This window comes from Lacrimispora indolis DSM 755 (assembly GCF_000526995.1).
GTDB lineage: Bacteria > Bacillota > Clostridia > Lachnospirales > Lachnospiraceae > Lacrimispora > Lacrimispora indolis.
Genome location: NZ_AZUI01000001.1, coordinates 3,810,460 through 3,829,473, shown reverse-complemented (window position 1 = coordinate 3,829,473; position 19,014 = coordinate 3,810,460). Strand labels below are relative to the sequence as shown.

Genomic DNA, 19,014 nt, shown 5'->3' with positions numbered 1-19,014 from the left:
TCCAGCTCCTTACAGATTGTAACGACGTAATCTTACTCCATGGATAGGCATTTTACCGACAACAGCTCCAGGGATTAATTCATATTTAATATTATCTATTTTTACAACCGGAACTGCACCCTCCCGAAGCACCTCGTATACATGCCCCTGTGAAGATATTCGATCCAATACATTCTTCAATCTCAGCTGTGCGTTTGGAAAATATTCTTCTGTATCGATAAAGATTGATTGTTTTCTTTCAAAGAATGGGAATATGAAATTAAAGCCTTTTCCAGTCTCAGTAGCAGCTGCCTGGCTTTTCAGCCGTAAAAAACCAACCGCTACAGTCCCCCATAAAGAACGTATTTCAATGGGATAAAGCGCTTTTGCCAAGGTGCTTTCATTGCGGAGGCTTGCCATCCGCGCTGTGATTTCATTCTGCTCATAGACAGAAAAGACCTGATAAAAGCATAGGGACTCTAATAGCAGCCATACCAAAATTATACTTTCCTCTGAGATGGGTCCTTCTTCTAAAAACTCAGCCCTTAACAAATCTAACTGGCATTCAAACTCCCTTGTATCGCTTACATAGGTTTTCAGCTTAATATTTTTATCGTAATATAAATCACAGCCTAACAAACTAGGAACCTTAGAAAGAAGCTGTTTGCTTTGTAAGCGTTCCGCGTAAGTTCGCTCTAATTCCTTTTTATTTGCTTTTTTCATGGCATCTTTTATTCCTTGTTCATTAAAGTGCCATTTACCCGTCGCAAGGTCGTAGTTTTCCTCCAAAAATACAGCAGCAGCTAATACCTTTAATACATTCTGCTTTGCAGTTTCTCTATGCTCGCTCTCATAGCCGTTAAAGCCAATTAGTGCAAAACGTTCTGATAATGTTAAATCCATGATAATCCTCCTTTAACTGTATTTACTTACTACTTACTACTTATTATTTATATTATCACTTTGTGAATGAAATTACAATATCTTGAGATGTTAATTCTAGACAATTATTTGGATTATCGGATTAGATGCATTTACTCGTCAGAATGTGAGCGCCTAGTAAAAAGGCGGTTCAAAAAAAATACCCCAACAATTGGGGTTGAAATGTTCCTGGTTCCAAAAACACCCAGGAGTAAACGGTGTATTGCTATTCCAGATTTTCTTTATGATGAACTTCAGGAATATATGGGCCCGACTATATGAGGGCGAGCCGGATAAAAGAATTTTCTACTTTACAAAACACGCTCTGGAAAAAGAAATCAAACGCAAGGCAGAAGCTGCCGGCCTGCCAGTCATAAGGGCTCATGATCTTCGTCATAGCCATGCCAGCCTTCTTATAGAAATGGCATTTGACATTCTGGAAGTTTCTGAACGCCTTGGACATGAATCGGTACAAACTACTTGGTACACCTATTCTCACCTTTATCCTGATAAGGATCAAAAGCTTGCTGGTCAACTCAATAGATTGAGGCGGTCAGAAGATACTTGAAATTAGTAATGTATTGTGATATAGTAAATATAAAGAAAGCACCCACTCCAAAGGTGGATGCTCCGAGCAAAAGGGTAAATGTCCTTACGGACACCGCCTCTCCTGTGGATCAGACAGGAGAGGCATTTTTATTTGTGCTTGTTCTCTTATCGAGAAAGGTAAGCAACGCAATGATTAATCCACCAAAAGAAATCAGCAATGCCAATATCCCTAAGAAAATCATAATGACTTCATATGCAGTCATGTGCGCCACCTCCCTTCCTATGTATTCCGGCATTCCGGTTGTCATTGGCTCGGGAGGTTACCACCCTGTCATGGGTACTTTCATAGGCGATTGTATCATACATTCTTATACGTTTCAACAGAATTTCTTCGAGCCAATGAACAGTACATTTAACATTCTTAACATCATAATAACATCACAGGGCATTTAAAAAGCCCTGAAATCCCTTTAAAATAGGGGGTTCAGGGCTAAATGTCTGTTATTCGAATTCAATCGTAGCCGGCGGCTTCCCAGTACAATCATAAAGCACCCGGTTCACGCCCTTCACTTCATTGACAATACGTCTGGTCACTGTCCCTAAGACCTCCCAGGGCAGCTCTGCAGATTCAGCTGTCATAAAGTCAGAGGTAAGCACCGCCCTCAGCGCAATGGCATAATCATAGGTTCTCTCATCTCCCATACATCCAACAGAACGCATATTGGTCAATGCGGCAAAATACTGTCCAAGTCCCTTATCAACGCCAGCCTTTGCGATTTCTTCCCTATAAATGGCATCCGCCTCCTGAACGATCCTAACCTTCTCAGGAGTTACGGCACCTACGATCCTGACACCAAGTCCCGGACCAGGGAACGGCTGACGGTAAACCAGATACTCCGGAATACCAAGCTCCAGGCCTGCCTTCCTCACTTCATCTTTAAATAACAGCCTCAAAGGCTCAATAATTTCCTTAAAATCCACATGCTCAGGAAGCCCTCCCACATTGTGATGAGACTTGATCACAGCAGACTTTCCAAGACCGGACTCGATTACATCAGGATAAATGGTTCCCTGTACAAAGAAATCCACGGTTCCGATTTTCTTAGCCTCATCCTCGAATACACGGATAAATTCCTCACCAATGATCTTACGCTTTGTTTCAGGATCTTCCACACCTTCCAGCTTGTCATAAAAACGGTCCTGTGCATTCACGCGGATAAAGTTTAAATCGTAATGTCCTTCCGGTCCAAATACTGCCTCAACCTCATCCCCCTCATGCTTACGAAGAAGGCCATGATCAACAAACACACAGGTAAGCTGCTTTCCCACCGCCTTTGCCAGCATAACTGCAGCCACGGAGGAATCTACGCCGCCGGATAAGGCACAAAGCACCTTGCCGTCGCCAACCTTTTCTCTGATAGACTCAATGGAAGCTTCCACAAAAGAGTCCATCTTCCAGTCACCGGAGCACTTGCAGACATTATAAACAAAATTGGAAAGCATCTTGGTGCCCTCCTGGGTATGCATAACCTCAGGATGGAACTGTACGGCATAAAGGCCCTGCTCCTCACATTCCATACCAGCAACCGGGCATGACGGTGTATGAGCCGTAACATGGAACCCTTCCGGCGCCTTCTCTATATAATCTGTATGGCTCATCCAGCAGACAGTTTTGGAGCTTACATTTTCTAAAATCCTGCTGTCAGCCTCCACGTCAACCTCTGTCTTGCCGTATTCGCTGGCAGGCGCTGTGGCAACCTTGCCGCCCAGCATATATGCCATTAACTGGGAGCCATAGCAGATTCCCAAAATCGGGATCCCCATTTCAAAGATTTCCTTCTCACAGTGAGGGGACGCCTCCTTATATACGCTGTTTGGACCACCTGTAAAAATGATTCCTTTCGGATTCATTTCCCTAATCTTGTCCAGTGACAGTGTATAAGGGTGAACCTCACAGTAAACATTGCATTCTCTGACCCTTCTGGCAATCAGCTGGTTGTACTGTCCGCCGAAATCCAGAACGATAATCATTTCTCTCTTCACGGGTATTCCTCCTAAAATAATCTTCAGCAAATAAAGCTTTGGGTTACATTATATTCTACTTCCAATGGCTTGACAAGCATTTTCTTGAAATCTTCCCAGCTCTGTATCCACGGAACCTTTTCATTATTATACGAATGAATCAACTGGATATGCAGGCATATCCAGTTGATTCACAATCCCTAGGCCGAAAATCAGCCAATGGGCTTATCCAAATATCTTTTTACGTAATAACCGGTGTATGAGGATGGACATTCTGCTACTTCTTCCGGTGTGCCCTGGGCGATTATTGTACCGCCCTTTTCTCCTCCCTCAGGTCCGATATCAATGAGGTAATCCGCGGTCTTAATCACATCCAGGTTATGTTCAATGACGATCACCGTATTGCCGCCTTCCGACAGCTTGCGCAAAATCTCAATCAGCTTATGGACATCCGCAAAGTGAAGGCCGGTGGTAGGCTCGTCCAAAATGTAAATGGTTTTTCCTGTTCCCCTCTTGCTCAGCTCCGTCGCCAGCTTGATTCTCTGAGCCTCTCCTCCGGAAAGCTCCGTAGAGGGCTGTCCAAGCCTGATATAGGAAAGCCCCACATCATTTAAGGTGGCAATCTTCCTTGCAATGGAAGGAACATTTTCAAAGAATTTGAGAGCTTCCTCTACTGTCATATTCAGAACATCATAAATGCTTTTTCCCTTGTACTTAACATCCAGCGTCTCACGGTTATACCGTTTTCCGCCGCAGACTTCGCAGGGAACGTAAACATCCGGAAGGAAATGCATCTCGATCTTAATGATTCCGTCGCCGCTGCAGGCTTCGCATCGTCCGCCCTTTACATTAAAGCTGAAACGTCCCTTGGAATATCCCTTTGCCTTTGAGTCAGGAGTGGAAGCAAATAAATCACGGATCAAATCAAATACCCCTGTATAGGTTGCCGGATTGGATCTTGGGGTCCGTCCAATGGGAGACTGGTCAATGGCAATGATCTTATCCAGCTGCTCAGTTCCCTCAATTGTCTTATGCTTTCCTGGAATGATTCTGGCACGGTTCAACTTTTTTGCCAGGGATTTATATAGGATTTCGTTGACCAGAGAACTCTTTCCGGAACCGGATACACCGGTGACACAGGTCATGACTCCCAGAGGGAAGGTCACGTCAATGTTCTTCAAGTTGTTCTCTGCCGCTCCTCTCACGGTCAGATAACCGGCAGGCTGCCGTCTTTCCTTTGGAACCGGGATTTTGATCCGTCCGCTTAAGTAAGCCCCTGTAACGGAATCCTTATTCTTCATGATCTGCTTCGCATTTCCGGCAGCCACTACATTTCCGCCGTGCTCTCCTGCACCGGGACCGATATCCACAATGTAGTCCGCTGCCATCATGGTATCCTCGTCATGTTCCACCACAATTACGCTGTTTCCCAAATCCCGAAGATGCAAAAGGGTTTTTAACAATTTATCATTATCTCTCTGATGAAGACCGATGCTGGGCTCGTCCAGAATGTAAGCCACACCCACCAGACCGGAACCGATCTGAGTCGCCAGACGGATTCTCTGGGCTTCGCCGCCGGACAGAGTCCCTGTGGCACGGGTCAGGGTCAGATAATCAAGGCCAACGTCAATGAGGAAAGAAATCCTGGCCCTTATTTCCTTTAAGATCTGGTCTCCGATGGCATGCTGCATAGGCGTCAGCTCCAGCTCGTCCATAAAATTCCGGAACTTGACAATGGACATGTTGGTCGCTTCATAAATGTTCTTATCTCCTACCGTAACAGCCAGAGACTCCTTTTTCAGCCTCATCCCGCCGCAGGCAGGACAGGGGGTAATCCGCATAAAGGACTCATACTCTGCCTTGGAGGACTCAGAATAAGTTTCCCGGTATCTCCGGGCAACGTTCTGGACCAGGCCCTCAAAGGACACGTCATAAATACCTTCTCCTCGCTGCCCCTTATAATGGACCTTGATTTCCTTTCCATTGGTTCCATGAATGAGAATATCATGAACTTCCTTTGGATAATCCTCAAAGGGAGTGTCCAGACGGAACTTGTACTCTTTGGCAAGAGCTTCCAAAACAGCTCTGGTATAGCTGCCCTTATCTGTACAGGACTGCCAGCCAAGCACTACAATGGCCCCCTGGTCAATACTTAAGCTCTTATCCGGGATCATCAGATCCTCGTCAAATTCCATCTTATATCCAAGTCCGAAACAATCCGGGCAGGCGCCGAAAGGATTGTTGAATGAAAAGCTCCTTGGCTCCACTTCATCGATGCTGATTCCGCAGTCCGGACAGGAAAAGCTCTGGCTGAAATTAATGGGCTGCCCGTCCATAACATCAACAGTCATCAGGCCGCTTGCCAGCTCCATGACAGTCTCAATGGAGTCGGTCAGACGCTTTTCAATGCCTTTCCTGATGGCAAGACGGTCCACCACCACCTCGATGTTATGCTTGATATTCTTATCCAGCTTGATTTCCTCGGAAAGCTCATAAAGATTTCCATCTATGCGCACCCTTACGTACCCACTCTTGCGGGCGTGCTCCAGAACCTTTGCATGCTCTCCCTTCCGTCCCCTTACAACAGGGGCCAGCAGCTGGATCCTGGTCCGCTCCGGCAGCTCCATGATCTGATCCACCATCTGGTCAATGGTCTGCCTGCGGATCTCCCGCCCGCACTTGGGACAGTGAGGGATGCCGATCCTGGCATATAAAAGTCTCATATAATCATAAATCTCAGTGACCGTTCCCACCGTAGAACGGGGGTTGCGGTTGGTAGACTTCTGGTCAATGGAAATGGCCGGTGACAACCCTTCAATGCTTTCCACATCCGGCTTCTCCATCTGCCCTAAAAACTGCCGCGCATAGGAGGAAAGAGACTCCATATAACGCCTCTGCCCCTCGGCATAGATCGTATCAAAAGCCAGGGAAGATTTTCCTGAACCGCTGAGACCGGTTAGGACAACCAGCTCATTTCTTGGGATATCCACGGAAATGTTCTTTAAGTTGTGCTCATTAGCACCTCTTATCTTAATATACTGTTTTGCCATACTGTACTCCTGTTATATACTGAAATCCTGAATCTCACAACATTCGAATGCGGACTCTTTAAGCCCGCACCTCTGTTACTCAGCAACCGATTTTTCATATTATAGCATACTTTCAACCGCTTTGCAAACATTTGTTCGATAATTATTTAGAATCATGCAGCTGTTTCCTCAAGGGATTGACAGATCTCAGATCCTGCCGGATTCTTTCAAAAAACTGTTTCCCCTGAAAAAAAGCATGGTATAATGATTATATACCAAAAAAGAGGAATGAGGAAATATGAAACCACATCCAATACTGTCAATTGTGCTGCTGGCACTCTCCCTGTCAGCCGCAGGGTGCAGCATGTCTTCCCGGATACAGGAGACCCCTGCAGGGGAAACACTTCCCAAAACAGACAAGAACGAAGAAACCTCCTCCAATGCCGCAGAACCTGGAGCAGAAGAAAAAAATCAGGAAAACGTGACCATAACCACCTGGTCCCTGCACAAATATGTAAAATACTCCGACAAAGGGGCTCTGATATACCAATGGAACAGCCGGGAACCGGAGGTTGTAATCCCTGATCAGCCGGAGTCCCAGTATCTGATCAACCGGAGTTTAAGGGAGAATGACCAGTCGTTCAGACGATATGACTTTATCTATGATTCAGAGGAATACTTTTTGTCATTGGCAGACAGCAAAGAAGCATCGGAAAGGAAATCTGTTTTTACCTTTGATTATGAGGTGCTGCAAAACGACGGCAAAATTTTAAGCCTCCGGCAAAATTACGCTGACACAAAGGGGAAAACACCCTCAGTTACCCGCACTTACATCAATTCCTATGACGTGGAGACAGGGAGAAAAATCACTCTTTCAGCTATTTCCCATAACCAGGAAAGCTTAAAGCTGGCCCTTGCCCATGAATTAGCCGGACAGATAGGGGCAGCTGATACCAATGCTTCCCTTATTACGCAACTCATGTCGTCGGACCTGAATAATTTTGCACTTTTAAGAGATGGAATCCTCATATGTCCTGATTCAGTGATAGACCAATCCGGTTCTTCTCCTGACAAAGAATATCTGATCCCCTATGGCCGTATTAAAAAAGAGCTGAATGATTATGGGAACAAGCTCATGGATATTGCTGAAAAATCCGGGGAGGAACCAGCTGCCGAAAAGAAAGAGCCGGATTATGTATTTCCGGAAAGCAGTACGGAATATTTAACAGGAGCTGACTTACTTGAACCGGATGCTTCTGTTCTCAGAATAGCAAGAAATGAAATTTATGCCCGCCGCGGAAGAAAATTTGACGCCGTGGACATACAGGAATATTTTAACCGGAAACCATGGTACCATGGTAATATTGACCCTTCTGCCTTTAGCGAAGAGGCACTGACTGAGACAGAAAAAAGGAACTTAAACCTGATCCGGACTGCAGAGGATCAGCTGCAATCAAAAGAAATTACCGACAGCGGTGTTAACCTGGAACCGGACCGGGATTATCTCCTGGATTTAGACGGTGACGGTACTTGTGAAACTGTCCGCTGGACTCCCGTAAACGACTCTGCAGATTGGGCTTATACCGGCATGGAGCTTACTGTTAACGGGCAAAAGCAAGCCTGTATTCCCAAAGATATATGGGGCAATATCAGGCTGACGGTTTTGGATCTTCAAAAGGAGGACCGGGAGGTGGAACTTCATCTGGAGGTCTCCCAGGATTCCGATACGATTTCCTCCTTCAGCTTCTACCGATACCAAAACGGCAGACTGGAAATGATCGGCGATCTGGCCGGGACCGTCTGCAGCGGAAGGGGATCCTTATTCCGCCAAAGCGGCTTAAGAGCGGAAGGCGACGGCATTCTTGCCGTAACAGCAGATACTCCCTTTATGGGGTCCTCTCTCCAGTTTGGCTGTTACTATGTGGACCTTCTGTTTTCCTATAAGGATGGAAGATTAGAAGAAATCCCTCAGAGCATTTACCCGAAAAAGGATTATGAACCGGTTACATCAGCGTTTCTTCATGAAAATCCATATAATTACTATGTGGTGTCCCATCCCTTTGATGCCTTCAAAACCATGACAGAAAACACGCCTGCGTTCTCTGCTGTTCCGGGAGAAACCGTATGCCCCATAGCCTGGGCCGTACAGGATGGAAGCTTTTATGTGCTTGTTATGAACGAGGCAGGAACCTGCGGCTGGGTAAAGGAAACCCCTTGGGACACGGATCCGGATACCGCCTACTATCTCGCGGTCCCTGCCTGGGGATAACCATGTAATACAGATTAAAACCCATAACAAAGATATCCCCTGCGGTAAACGCTGCAGGGGATAATCATTTATTTATCTTCCGGATTTTCATACCTGGCAGTCAGGCATGTCCGGCTTTAAATCAAATCAGCAGCGACCCACATAAAACGCCCCGGCGGCGTTGTCCAAACCTCTCTGTAGGTGGCAATATTGGCAGGAGGCCAGTAAGGAAGATCTTCATTTCCTCTGGTCTGGACACCTACGGGCATTTCGCCCACGGTTTCTCCCAGCAAAGCAGTATACTCCTGTCCATAATGGTTGCCTTCCCCGTAAATCAGGGACTGGCCAAAGGGGTTCTTCCCAAGGGTCCAGTAAAGCTGCTCTCTTGCGATTTCAATTAATTCCCAGTCCCCGAAATACGTGCCTATGATGGATGCAGCCTTTCCCATGGACAGCTGGATGGCAGAATTTCCTCGGTAGGAAAACCACACCGGGAACGTTCTTATATAGTATCCGTCCCCTAAGTCAACGCCCTGTTTAAGCTGCGCGATGTAATTGACCCGTTCTCTTTCATAATCCACCTTCGGGTGTACCACATGGAAGGCTTCCTGATCCTCTGCTTCGCTGATGTGATGAATTCCGGCCGGCAGCATGCCGTAGGGAGCCGTATATTTCTGAAGGCCTTTCAAATATTCTCCATGGAGTTTGAGGCTCTCTTCCCACACATTTCTGTTCTCATGATCCGTAAGGGCACGACACACCTCTGCCAGGGCCATGGCAAACACCTGATCTCTTGCCTGATGGGAAAAATGGACGATATGAGTCCTGTCTTCATCCCTGTAGAAAAATCCCTTCATGGGCAGGTTATCTCTGTTCTCCTGGCAGGAAACAACCTTTTTTGCGTACTGGGCAGCCTGGTCATAAAAATAACGGTCTCCGGTGATTTTGTAAATCCTGGCAGCCGCCCATGCCGCAACGGCATAATACTGAGAACGGCTGGAACCTGCCGTATGCTCCAGCAAATGATATGGTCCTTCCACTCCCACTTCCTGGAACCGTTCATGGGCAAACTGAAAGTCTTCTTTCGCAGCATCCACACATTTCCATGCCACTTCCCTGTCCAGCTCCTGAAAGGCTTCCCCTGCGCCGGCTTCCACCGCAGAAAAAACAAAGTTTTCAAAGGACCGGTTATGAACATCTGCATCACAGTCATCCATGTTGCCGATGAAGTTGTCGGTCCACCTGCGGATGGCCGCATGAGATGCCCGGTATCCGTCTCCAAGGCGCATACGGAGTACAAAATCCAGTCCCCAGTTGGCTTCTTCCATCATTCTGCGGTAAAGCATGGGATCAGAATCCTTTACTTTTCCTGCGGAAGCAATCATGGCATCTAAGATCTCTGCCGTCTGCATGGTCTGCTGGGAAACATCCGCCGCATCGTGCCAGCCTCCCGCATACACCATCTTCACCCCATTGTGCTCTGCAACCACATCCTGGTGGCAGGTTCCATGACAGTTAGGAACCGGATATCCGCACCGCTCACAATAAAGAAAGTTAGTCAGCTTCCATAAAGCGCTTTTCAATACGTCATTACCTATGATAAAGCGCTCGCTCACCGTATTTCCAAACCGGATCCTGTACGCGCCTTCAGTTTTTAAATCTGAAAAATCCAGTACCCCGAAAGCTCCTAAGTGGTTTTCCACCAGCTCAATCGGTCCCCGGTATGCCACTTCAACCCCTGAGTCAAGGCTGGAAAAACCTTCCTCAAAGCCGCCTTCTTTCACAATTTCAAACTCTTTGGCTGAAGTATTGGCGATGGCAGTCTTTCTTCCGTCCGTAAAATAGCCGGTCGTGGAAAACACAACTTCCTCTTCCTCACACTGCCAGCCATGGACCACTCCCGGCTTTACCTCCTGAAGCTGGATATCGCAGAGTTCAAACCGCAAATCATCTCCAGTGCTCACTTCCTTGCCGTAACGGTGAATGTTAAAGGATATTTCCTCAATTGCGTCATGGGCAATGGAATCAATCTCCCAGGTAGCAGTATTCCATTCATTATTTTTTAAGTTAATGGCATGGAAGCCTTCTCTCGAATAAACATCGGGTATCTTGATTTCCCCGTTATTGACAAAGCCCACACGAACGATGGGACTGTGAAGGCCGGGACAAATGGGGCGGATCTTAAACCATATCCTGTTCCCTTTTCCCAGTTCCAGCCCCTTTACATTCAGCCTTGCAATATAGCTTCCAAAGGTGGCATACAAGCCTGCTGCCGCATCGTTTGCCCGGACCTCATTATCCGGCCAATGGTCTGCGCGGGCCTTTGTCTCCAGGCTTAAAACGTTCCCATCCTTAACCTGAAATTCCCCCTCGCCGTCAAAGGTCCATGGCTCCAGGCTGGCTCCATCCCATAGACTTACGGAAGATAAAACCGGCTTTTTTAAATTGTAAGTCTCCATGCTCTTGTCATATTCCGGTTTTAAGGGGTAATGTACATATAATGATTCTATTAATTTATTTTTTAATTGCTGATCCATTTTTGCCTCCTGATGAACTAGAGGATATGCCTGCATATCCGGTGATGCCCAATAAAGCTGGGCGCACTGTTCACAAATTTAAGCGGGCAACGAGCCAGATGAACATGCAAGCAGGTTCACTCGGCTTTCAGCCCAATTTCTCATCCAAAAATTATTCTTTGATTTCAAATATAGCTTCCGTCTCAACGGGAATATTGCCAGGCAATACATTAACGCCAATGGCGGAACGGGCCGGTACATTCTCCGGTCCAAAAAGCTCTGCCAATAATTCGCTTCCCCCGTTAGCCACTGCCGGCTGATCGTAAAAGGTATCCGCACTCGCCACAAAGGTAAGAATTTTAACTGGACACTTTACCCGGTTCAAATCTCCGATCTTATCCTGCAGCACTGAAAGAACATTTAACATGGCATCTCTGGAAAAGACTTTTCCTTCTTCTGTTGTAAATTCACTGCCCAGCTTTCCGGAAACCCGTTCCGTTCCGATCACCGGCCCGCACCCTGATATGTACACCAGGCTCTTTCCAAATTCCTGGCAAGGGGAATACACTCCGCCTTTTGGCGGAGCCGCCGGGAGTTCCAAATTAAGTTCCTTCAGTTTTTCATAAATATTCATGTCTGCTTCCTTCTTTCCTTGTTTTTGCCCATCTTCCCAGGGCATACAGGTATCCCTGAAAGGGGCTCCTTTTATTTAATTAAAGCCTTTTCTTAACAGCCGCCCTGCGGTGCGGTCCGCGACGCTGCCGTCTGCCAGCACCTGTTTTCCTCCCATGAGCACCAGATCCATGCCCGTGCACAGGTCATGTTTTCCGGTGTAATCCGCATGATCCAGGAATTTCTCCGGTTGAGATACCAATATATCCGCATGATATCCCGGCCTTATAAGTCCTCTGTCCTCCAAACCCATCCGTTTTGCCGGCAGATAGGTCATCTTTTTGATGGCCTGTTCCATGGACAGCACTCTGCGCTTTATGACAAAATCATTTATAAATCTGGCCGTTGTCCCAAGTAGACGGGGATGGGCATTCTTTCCGTCACCGCCGTACAGGGAGTCGGAAATCAGAAAGGTAAAGGGGAGTCTGGCCACTGCGTCCACATCCTCCTGGGACATGCTTAAAACAATGATCCCCACCTTCCCGTTTTCCTCCACAAGCAAATCAGCTACCAGATCAGAAGGAACTTCATATCCCATTTTCTCCGCCAGCACACCGATGGTCTGCCCCTGCATAAAGGCGTTCTTATCCCTGGTCACAGAACTGATAAGGATTCTGTCCCAGCCAATGCTTTCCGACATATTGTCCCACCCTGGGTGAATCTTTTCAAGCTCTGACTTAAGCCTCTGCTTTCCCTCCGGCCCTGATAAGCGTTTCACCAGCGCCTCTAAGGATTCTTCCATGATGGTTGGTGGGAGCAGGGACTGAAGAGTGGTGGAGCCGCCGTCATAAGGATAAAAATCCGCGGTGACATCCTGCCCTGCGTTCCTTGCCTCTTCGATCTTTCCAATAGCCTCAAATATCTTGCGGTTCCAGTTTTTGATTCCCGTAGATTTTAAATGGCTGATATTTAAGGGAACCCCTGCCTTTGCCGCCACATCGATCACTTCCTCCACCGATTCCACTAAGCTGTCTCCTTCTCCGCGGATATGGGTGCAGAGAATGCCGCCGCTGACCGCCGCCGCCTTTACCACCGCCGTAAGCTCGTCCCGGTTGGAATAGCATTCCGGCTGATACATGATACCCAGCGTAACTCCAAAGGCACCCTGGGCCATTGCGCTTTTCACATACTCCTGTGCTTTTACCAGTTCTTCCTCTGTATACGCCTTGCTTCCAAAGCCCTTTAGGGCCACCTTGATGCTGTCCGAGGCCGCAAAAAAGCCCATATTGATGGGAAGATCCGCTGCTTCCAGTGCATTCCCGTAATCCTCATAAGTTTCAAAGACCAGATCTCCAGGCGCTGTCCCTATCACCGGCTCCAGGTAATCATACAATTCCTTCCGGGAACCCCTGGTGGACGGCACAGGCGCAAGACCGCAGTTTCCCACAAAGGTGGTGGTGATCCCCTGGGTCAGCTCTATTTCCCCGAAATGGGGATTCATAAAAGGCGCAATATCGCAGTGCCGGTGAATATCAATGAAACCGGGAGTTACCGCCTTCCCTGCGGCATCGATGATCCGGGCGCCTTCCTTTTTTATATCCGGGGCAATTTCTACAATTGTTTCCCCTTCTATAAGAATATCTCCCTGAAACGGCGAACTTCCGCTTCCGTCATAAATCAACCCTTTTTTGATCAGGATATCACTCATATCAGCATTCCTCTTGCATCCACTTTTTGTTTTCTGAGAGAACCGTTTTCCAGAAGATAAATGGAGTTCTGCATGTTGACAGCCGTACATACATGAATGGGGATCAGGGAAATCACCTGCCCTACCTGCAGCCCGGTTTGGCCGTTTATGGCCGTGATGATCCCATGCTCTTCATTCATCCGTGACAGCCTTAAGTTGTCGTCCCCTTCCACCACCGCATATCCAGGATAGTAAAAGGGCGGCTGGCCCGGAGCCACATCCGTAGGAAAGCACTTGGTTCCTCCGTCCACCACAGCGTATTCTGAGTGCTGGCAGCTGACTACGGTGGCATAGAAACGGACGGCAATCTGGCTGAGTTCGGCCACTTTTTCCTTTGTCAGCATAAAATCATCGAAAATATAGGTGCCCGGACGGATCTCGTTTACCATGCCCGTCTGAGCCACTAATGTACCGGTGGGGGAAGAACCGGCGCTGATATCCTGTATCTCAACTCCCGCATTTTTCAGCATCAAGGCGGTTTCAGCCATCATCTTCCCCTCTTCTTCAGCAGCCAGAAGGTTATCCTCCGTGGGTTTGCCGGAAAGAATGAGGCTCTTAAATGTAAAAATACCTGTCAGGTTTAGATGCTTCATCTCCTTAACAGCAAGGGCCAGTTCCACCGCCCGGTCCATGGGTACCCCCGTGCGGCCTGCTCCCGTATCGATCTCCATACGGACTTCCAGAACCATATCCTGGCCGGAGGCCTCCTGTTCCAGGGCCTTTGCGCCTTCCAGGCTGTCAATGGTTAAAATGAGCCTTTTGATCTTCTTTGCCAGAGTGATCGCCCGCTGGATCCGGAAATGTCCCACCATGGGGTATGCAATGAAGATGTCCTCCATGCCTCCGTCAGCCATGACCTCTGCCTCGCTCACCTTTGCGCAGGTGATCCCGCTTGCTCCGGCCTTTTCCTGCATTTGGGCAAATAAGGGCATTTTATGTGTCTTGATATGAGGGCGCAGACGGCAGCCGGCCTTGTCAGCCGCTTCCTGCATCCGTCTTATATTCTTTTCTGCCAGATCTACATCAATGACCAGACAGGGAGTCTCCAGTTGTTCAATCTGTTCCTGTGTAAGTTCCATGCTTCCTCCCTTCTCAGCTTTTATAGCTGTCAGCCACGCTCCGCACCACCAGATTTTCTTTGATTAATTCCGGGGTCATATGGCACTCAAAGTCTTTCTTATTTACATGAACCGTTATTCCTTCCGGCGATGTGATATCAAAAAAGTTATCAGAGAAAATCACATCAAAATCCTTAAAGTAAAGCTCCACATACTGGCAAAAGCAGGCGGCCTTCACCGTGATATGAAAGCTATGGTCTGACTCTGAAACCGAAACATCATAAGCCGGAGCCTTATAGTCAAAATGCTTTGGCTTTACAAACAGCACCGTCCGTTCTGCCACCAGTTCTTCTCCTCTGTATAATCGGAACACGGAAAAAACAGAAGAACGGGCAGCCTCATCATCAGTCCAGGAAGAAAAATCTGCTTCCATGCACTTTTTCACGGACAGAGCGGGCAGACCGCCTTCCCAGGCCTTTTCCCATAATACCCGGAACTCATGATCCTTTAACTGGATTTCCGTCCTGCACCGTTCTTCCTCCCTGGTATCATTGTGAACGTAATAGGAAATATGGGGAGAAAGCTCTTTTTCTTCACCAATGGAAATTGTAAAGGGCGCATAAAACCTGCGTGCTCCGTAATGGAGCGCTTTCCAGCGTCCATAATAGTCAATGCTGGCCCAGGAAGCCACCGGCCAGCAGTCATTTAACTGCCAGTAAAGGGAACCCATGCATTGTCCCCGTTTTCTTCTCCAGTGCTCCACGCCATATTCAATGGCCTTTAACTGCAGAATCTGGGAAATATATGCCAAAGAGTCCGTATCCTTTGGATAGAGGAAATAATCCGCTATATAGTTTAATATTTTCCCGTTAGCAGCCGGATTTTTCTGGTGAGATTCCATGACCTTGCTGAAAATGTTCCGGTCCTTAAGCAAGGTAAAGGAAGCTATGGTTTTGCTGTGGGGAAAGGACTGAAATCCGTATTCCGAGCAAAAGCTGAAATCCCCGTATTCCGTAAATGGCTTTCCTGAATGCCACACCTCCCAATAATGCTGATCCCCCCGGTTAATTCCATTGGGATTGTCAAAAGCACCTCCTGATGACGGAGAAGACGGCCAGTAAAAGGTGATGTCGTCACAAGCCCTTATTGCACGGGGAAGGATATATTCAAATATCTTCGTATAGTCTGCCTTATACCTGGGGTGATGGCCCTTTAACCTGGCCCACTCATCTGCCCAGCCCCATTCCATTTCATTGTTTCCGCACCATAAGGCCAGACATGCATGATGCCTTAATCGGCGGACATTGTCCTTTGTTTCTTCCACAATGTCCTCTTCAAAATTGTCATTTAATGCATAAACATTGCAGCCGAACATTAAGTCCTGCCAGACTAAAATTCCTTCTTCATCGCATTTGTCATAGAAATAGTCATCAGGATAATAACCTCCGCCCCAGACCCTTAAGCAATTGAAATTTGCGGCAGCACAATCCTCGATCAGCCGTTCTGTCCGTTCCTTTGTCACCCTTGTTAAAATATTATCTTCCGGGATATAATTTGCGCCCATGGTAAATATCCTGATCCCATTGACCGTAATGGCAAATTCATTACCGTATTCATTCTTATCCGTGCTCACGGTCACCGTCCGAAGGCCCATCCGGCACTCATAGGTGTCAAGAGAAGTTCCCGCCTCATCAAGCAGGCGGATGCTCACTTTGTATAAGGGCTGCTCTCCCAGGCCGTTGGGCCACCACAGCTCCGGCTCCTTGATAATTTCTTCAAACTGCAATTCTCCGCTGCTACGAACCGTTTTGCAGACAGGCTTGCCTTCCGGGTCTGTGATCTCAACCTCAGCAAACCATGACTGCCCGCCTACCCGGCTCTCTCCACAGGAGAATGGCTGCTTTACCTTTATTTCAATTTTCAGCCTTACATTATCCCTGTCCTCATGTTCCTGCCTGATATGGACATCTTCGATTTTTGCAGTATTTATATATTCGATGGCTATGTCCCGGAAAATCCCCATATCGGGAAGTTGCGGACCCCAGTCCCAGCCGAACATATAATGGGCTTTGCGAAGGGCCGCATTCCCACGGATACAGCCGGTGGAGGCATATAAAATATCGTTTTCCTCATCTTCTTTCCTTACAAAATTCAAAGGGGACCGGAATAAAATTTCAATCCGGTTTTTCCCTTCCTGTAAGTATTCCTTTATTGGAAAACGGTAGGTTCTGTGCATATCTCTTGTCTCCGCCACCAGGCAGCCGTTGATGCATATGGAAGCAATGGTATCCAGCCCTGCGCAGACAAGCTCCGCACCGGAACACTCCAAATCCTCTCGTGATACCGGAAAGCTTCTTCCATAGAGGTAATCCATTCCCATCAGCTCCCGGACCTCATATTCATTGCATCTCCAATAAGGGTCCTCGATCAGCTTATTGCGAAGCATATCGCTGATCAGCGTTCCAGGCACTTCTCCCGTATATATGGCATCATGAGCGGCCCCTTCCTGCTGCCATTCCCAGACTCCATTTAATGATTGTGTTTTTCCCATAGTTCGTCTCCTAATGAATCCAGCTCCTTACGCCTTTAAGCCGCTGGTCGCAATTCCTTCCACAAAGTTTCTCTGGAAAATTCCAAAGCAGACAATGACCGGAAGAACAAATACAACTGCCGCCGCCATCAGCCTTGCCCAGTCCACGGAATATTCGCTCATGTACTGCTGAAGTCCCAGGGAAAGTGTATACATGCCGGGCTTTGTGATGAAAATCAAAGGATACAGGTAATCGCTCCAGGCATCCAGAAACGCATATATTCCGATGGTGGTCAAAACCGGCTTGCAAAGGGGCAGCGCGATTTTATAATAACGCTGGAATTCCGTGGCTCCATCGATTTTCCCTGCCTCGATTAAGCTGTTGGGAATGCCTGTAAAAAACTGCCGCACAATAACAATATAATAAGCCTTTCCAAAAAATGCAGGCAGGATCAGGGGAACATAAGTATTGGTAAGTCCCAGTTTGGAATAGATCTTATACAATGGCACCATGGTAACCGTTATGGGGATCATCATGGTTGCCATAACCAGCCCTGAGATAATGTCCGCACCTTTCCATTTGATTTTTGCCAGAGAATAGGCAACCATGGGTGTGACCAAAAGCTGCCCTATAAGGGAAATAGCCGTAATAAACACCGTATTTCCCATGTACTTAAAATATGGGATGGCTGCAAAAGCTGCCGGATAGTTTTCCTTCACCCACTGGCGCGGAAACAGCTGTACAGGAATGGTGAACGCGTCGTTATTGGTTTTAAAAGAAGTCAGCACCATTACCATAAAGGGGGATATGAAAATCAAAGCCAGAGCAACCACCAGAGCAAAAAATAAAACTTTGCCTATTATTTTTTTCATTCTTATTCACCTCCGGCATTTTCTGTTGCTTTTCTTGTTACCTTTGTCATAACAACTGTCAGGATTGCAACAATGATAAACAGCACCCAAGCCATTGCAGAAGCTTTTCCCATTTTTAAATAGGTAAATGCATTGTGGAACACGTACAGCGGATACATAAGAATGGAGTTCTCAGGACCGCCGGCGGCGCTTCCGCCTTTTACTCCGGCATTGGCAGTGACAATAATGTACACCTGCTGGAAATACTGGAATGCATTGATGGTGCTTAAAATGGCCTGGTACACCAGCACATGGGCAATGCAGGGTACGGTAATATGCAAAAATCTCGATACCCTTCCGGCTCCGTCGATTTCAGCCGACTCATAGTAGCTTCTGGGCACGGACTGTAAGGCTGACATACATACCAGCATCATGGTACCCGTATTCCAGGTTCCCATGAGCACCAGCGCCCACTTGGTATAATGGGCATCCATAAGCCAGGCCGGTCCGCTGATCCCAAACCAGCTTAACACGTTATTGATATAACCGTAGGTAGGATCAAACATCCAGATCCACACCATGGTCGCCGCAACCATGGGGATCACGGAAGGCAGGAAAAATGCCGTTCTCACAAATCCCCGGCCCTTAAAATTGGAACATACGATGCTGGCCAGAAGCAGCGCCACAAACAGGTTGATGGGCGTAGATACAAAAGCCATAAATAAAGTATTTCCCAAACTCTTCCAAACAAGGGGATCACTGAAGATGTCTTTGAAATTATCAAGCCCCACCCACTGGGGAGTTGTAACGGCATTGAACTTTGTCAGGCTGTAATATAAAGAGCTTATGAGCGGATATACGCTAAAAGCCAGAAAGCCCAGAATCCACGGAGATGAAAACAGCAGCCCGTTTATAAAATCCCGCTGTGTTGCGTTTCGTCCCTTCATTCCT

13 protein-coding genes are annotated in these 19,014 nt (G+C 47.4%); 3 read left to right on the top strand and 10 right to left on the bottom strand.

Features of this window, described 5'->3' with window-relative positions:
• Positions 1–9: 9 nt before the first annotated feature.
• Positions 10–882: a hypothetical protein gene (locus K401_RS0118295; protein WP_024294315.1), complete on the bottom strand. Its 873-nt coding sequence runs from the start codon at positions 880–882 to the stop codon at positions 10–12.
• Positions 883–1,123: 241 nt separating this feature from the next.
• Between K401_RS0118295 and K401_RS32510 the strand changes: the two genes are divergently transcribed.
• Together K401_RS32510 and K401_RS32955 are read left to right on the top strand one after the other, a co-directional pair.
• Positions 1,124–1,468, top strand: a complete 345-nt coding sequence (locus tag K401_RS32510; protein WP_024294314.1) for a tyrosine-type recombinase/integrase — start codon at positions 1,124–1,126, stop codon at positions 1,466–1,468.
• The gene (locus tag K401_RS32955) at positions 1,465–1,902 is read left to right on the top strand and encodes a hypothetical protein (protein WP_156945291.1); all 438 of its coding nucleotides are present in this window, start codon (positions 1,465–1,467) and stop codon (positions 1,900–1,902) included. The genes K401_RS32510 and K401_RS32955 overlap by 4 nt, the downstream gene beginning before the upstream one ends.
• Positions 1,903–1,950: 48 nt before the next feature.
• Here K401_RS32955 and guaA read toward each other — a convergent pair whose 3' ends face one another.
• Together guaA and uvrA are read right to left on the bottom strand one after the other, a co-directional pair.
• A complete protein-coding gene (gene guaA / locus K401_RS0118280; RefSeq protein ID WP_024294312.1) occupies positions 1,951–3,492 on the bottom strand; it encodes a glutamine-hydrolyzing GMP synthase in 1,542 nt (513 codons plus the stop codon).
• Between the two features lie 191 nt (positions 3,493–3,683).
• Positions 3,684–6,521: an excinuclease ABC subunit UvrA gene (gene uvrA / locus K401_RS0118275; RefSeq protein ID WP_024294311.1), complete on the bottom strand. Its 2,838-nt coding sequence runs from the start codon at positions 6,519–6,521 to the stop codon at positions 3,684–3,686.
• 277 nt (positions 6,522–6,798) lie between these two features.
• On the opposite strand from uvrA, the gene K401_RS0118265 reads away from it, so the two are divergent.
• Positions 6,799–8,769, top strand: coding sequence for a YARHG domain-containing protein (locus tag K401_RS0118265; protein ID WP_084492920.1), 1,971 nt, complete (start codon positions 6,799–6,801; stop codon positions 8,767–8,769).
• A 116-nt stretch (positions 8,770–8,885) separates the two neighbouring features.
• Here K401_RS0118265 and K401_RS0118260 read toward each other — a convergent pair whose 3' ends face one another.
• From K401_RS0118260 to K401_RS0118230, 7 genes are all read right to left on the bottom strand, one after another.
• Positions 8,886–11,285, bottom strand: coding sequence for a glycoside hydrolase family 9 protein (locus tag K401_RS0118260; RefSeq protein ID WP_024294309.1), 2,400 nt, complete (start codon positions 11,283–11,285; stop codon positions 8,886–8,888).
• Positions 11,286–11,436: 151 nt separating this feature from the next.
• A complete protein-coding gene (locus K401_RS0118255) occupies positions 11,437–11,898 on the bottom strand; it encodes a RidA family protein (protein WP_024294308.1) in 462 nt (153 codons plus the stop codon).
• Between the two features lie 75 nt (positions 11,899–11,973).
• A complete protein-coding gene (locus K401_RS0118250) occupies positions 11,974–13,584 on the bottom strand; it encodes an N-acyl-D-amino-acid deacylase family protein (RefSeq protein ID WP_024294307.1) in 1,611 nt (536 codons plus the stop codon).
• On the bottom strand, positions 13,581–14,702 hold the full coding sequence (locus tag K401_RS0118245; protein WP_024294306.1) for an alanine racemase: 1,122 nt from the start codon (positions 14,700–14,702) through the stop codon (positions 13,581–13,583). The genes K401_RS0118250 and K401_RS0118245 overlap by 4 nt, the downstream gene beginning before the upstream one ends.
• Before the next feature lie 13 nt (positions 14,703–14,715).
• Positions 14,716–17,232, bottom strand: a complete 2,517-nt coding sequence (locus tag K401_RS0118240) for a beta-mannosidase (protein WP_024294305.1) — start codon at positions 17,230–17,232, stop codon at positions 14,716–14,718.
• Positions 17,233–17,259: 27 nt separating this feature from the next.
• Positions 17,260–18,084, bottom strand: coding sequence for a carbohydrate ABC transporter permease (locus K401_RS0118235; RefSeq protein WP_024294304.1), 825 nt, complete (start codon positions 18,082–18,084; stop codon positions 17,260–17,262).
• A gap of 2 nt (positions 18,085–18,086) precedes the next feature.
• Positions 18,087–19,010, bottom strand: coding sequence for a carbohydrate ABC transporter permease (locus tag K401_RS0118230; RefSeq protein WP_024294303.1), 924 nt, complete (start codon positions 19,008–19,010; stop codon positions 18,087–18,089).
• Positions 19,011–19,014 lie beyond the last annotated feature (4 nt).

Coding starts and splice junctions, on each gene's coding strand:
- K401_RS0118245 (WP_024294306.1), bottom strand. CDS start 14,702: ATGGAACTTACACAGGAACAGATTGAACAACTGGAGACTCCCTGTCTG.
- K401_RS0118255 (WP_024294308.1), bottom strand. CDS start 11,898: ATGAATATTTATGAAAAACTGAAGGAACTTAATTTGGAACTCCCGGCG.
- uvrA (WP_024294311.1), bottom strand. CDS start 6,521: ATGGCAAAACAGTATATTAAGATAAGAGGTGCTAATGAGCACAACTTA.
- K401_RS0118265 (WP_084492920.1), top strand. CDS start 6,799: ATGAAACCACATCCAATACTGTCAATTGTGCTGCTGGCACTCTCCCTG.
- K401_RS0118295 (WP_024294315.1), bottom strand. CDS start 882: ATGGATTTAACATTATCAGAACGTTTTGCACTAATTGGCTTTAACGGC.
- K401_RS0118260 (WP_024294309.1), bottom strand. CDS start 11,285: ATGGATCAGCAATTAAAAAATAAATTAATAGAATCATTATATGTACAT.
- K401_RS0118240 (WP_024294305.1), bottom strand. CDS start 17,232: ATGGGAAAAACACAATCATTAAATGGAGTCTGGGAATGGCAGCAGGAA.
- K401_RS0118230 (WP_024294303.1), bottom strand. CDS start 19,010: ATGAAGGGACGAAACGCAACACAGCGGGATTTTATAAACGGGCTGCTG.
- K401_RS0118235 (WP_024294304.1), bottom strand. CDS start 18,084: ATGAAAAAAATAATAGGCAAAGTTTTATTTTTTGCTCTGGTGGTTGCT.
- K401_RS0118250 (WP_024294307.1), bottom strand. CDS start 13,584: ATGAGTGATATCCTGATCAAAAAAGGGTTGATTTATGACGGAAGCGGA.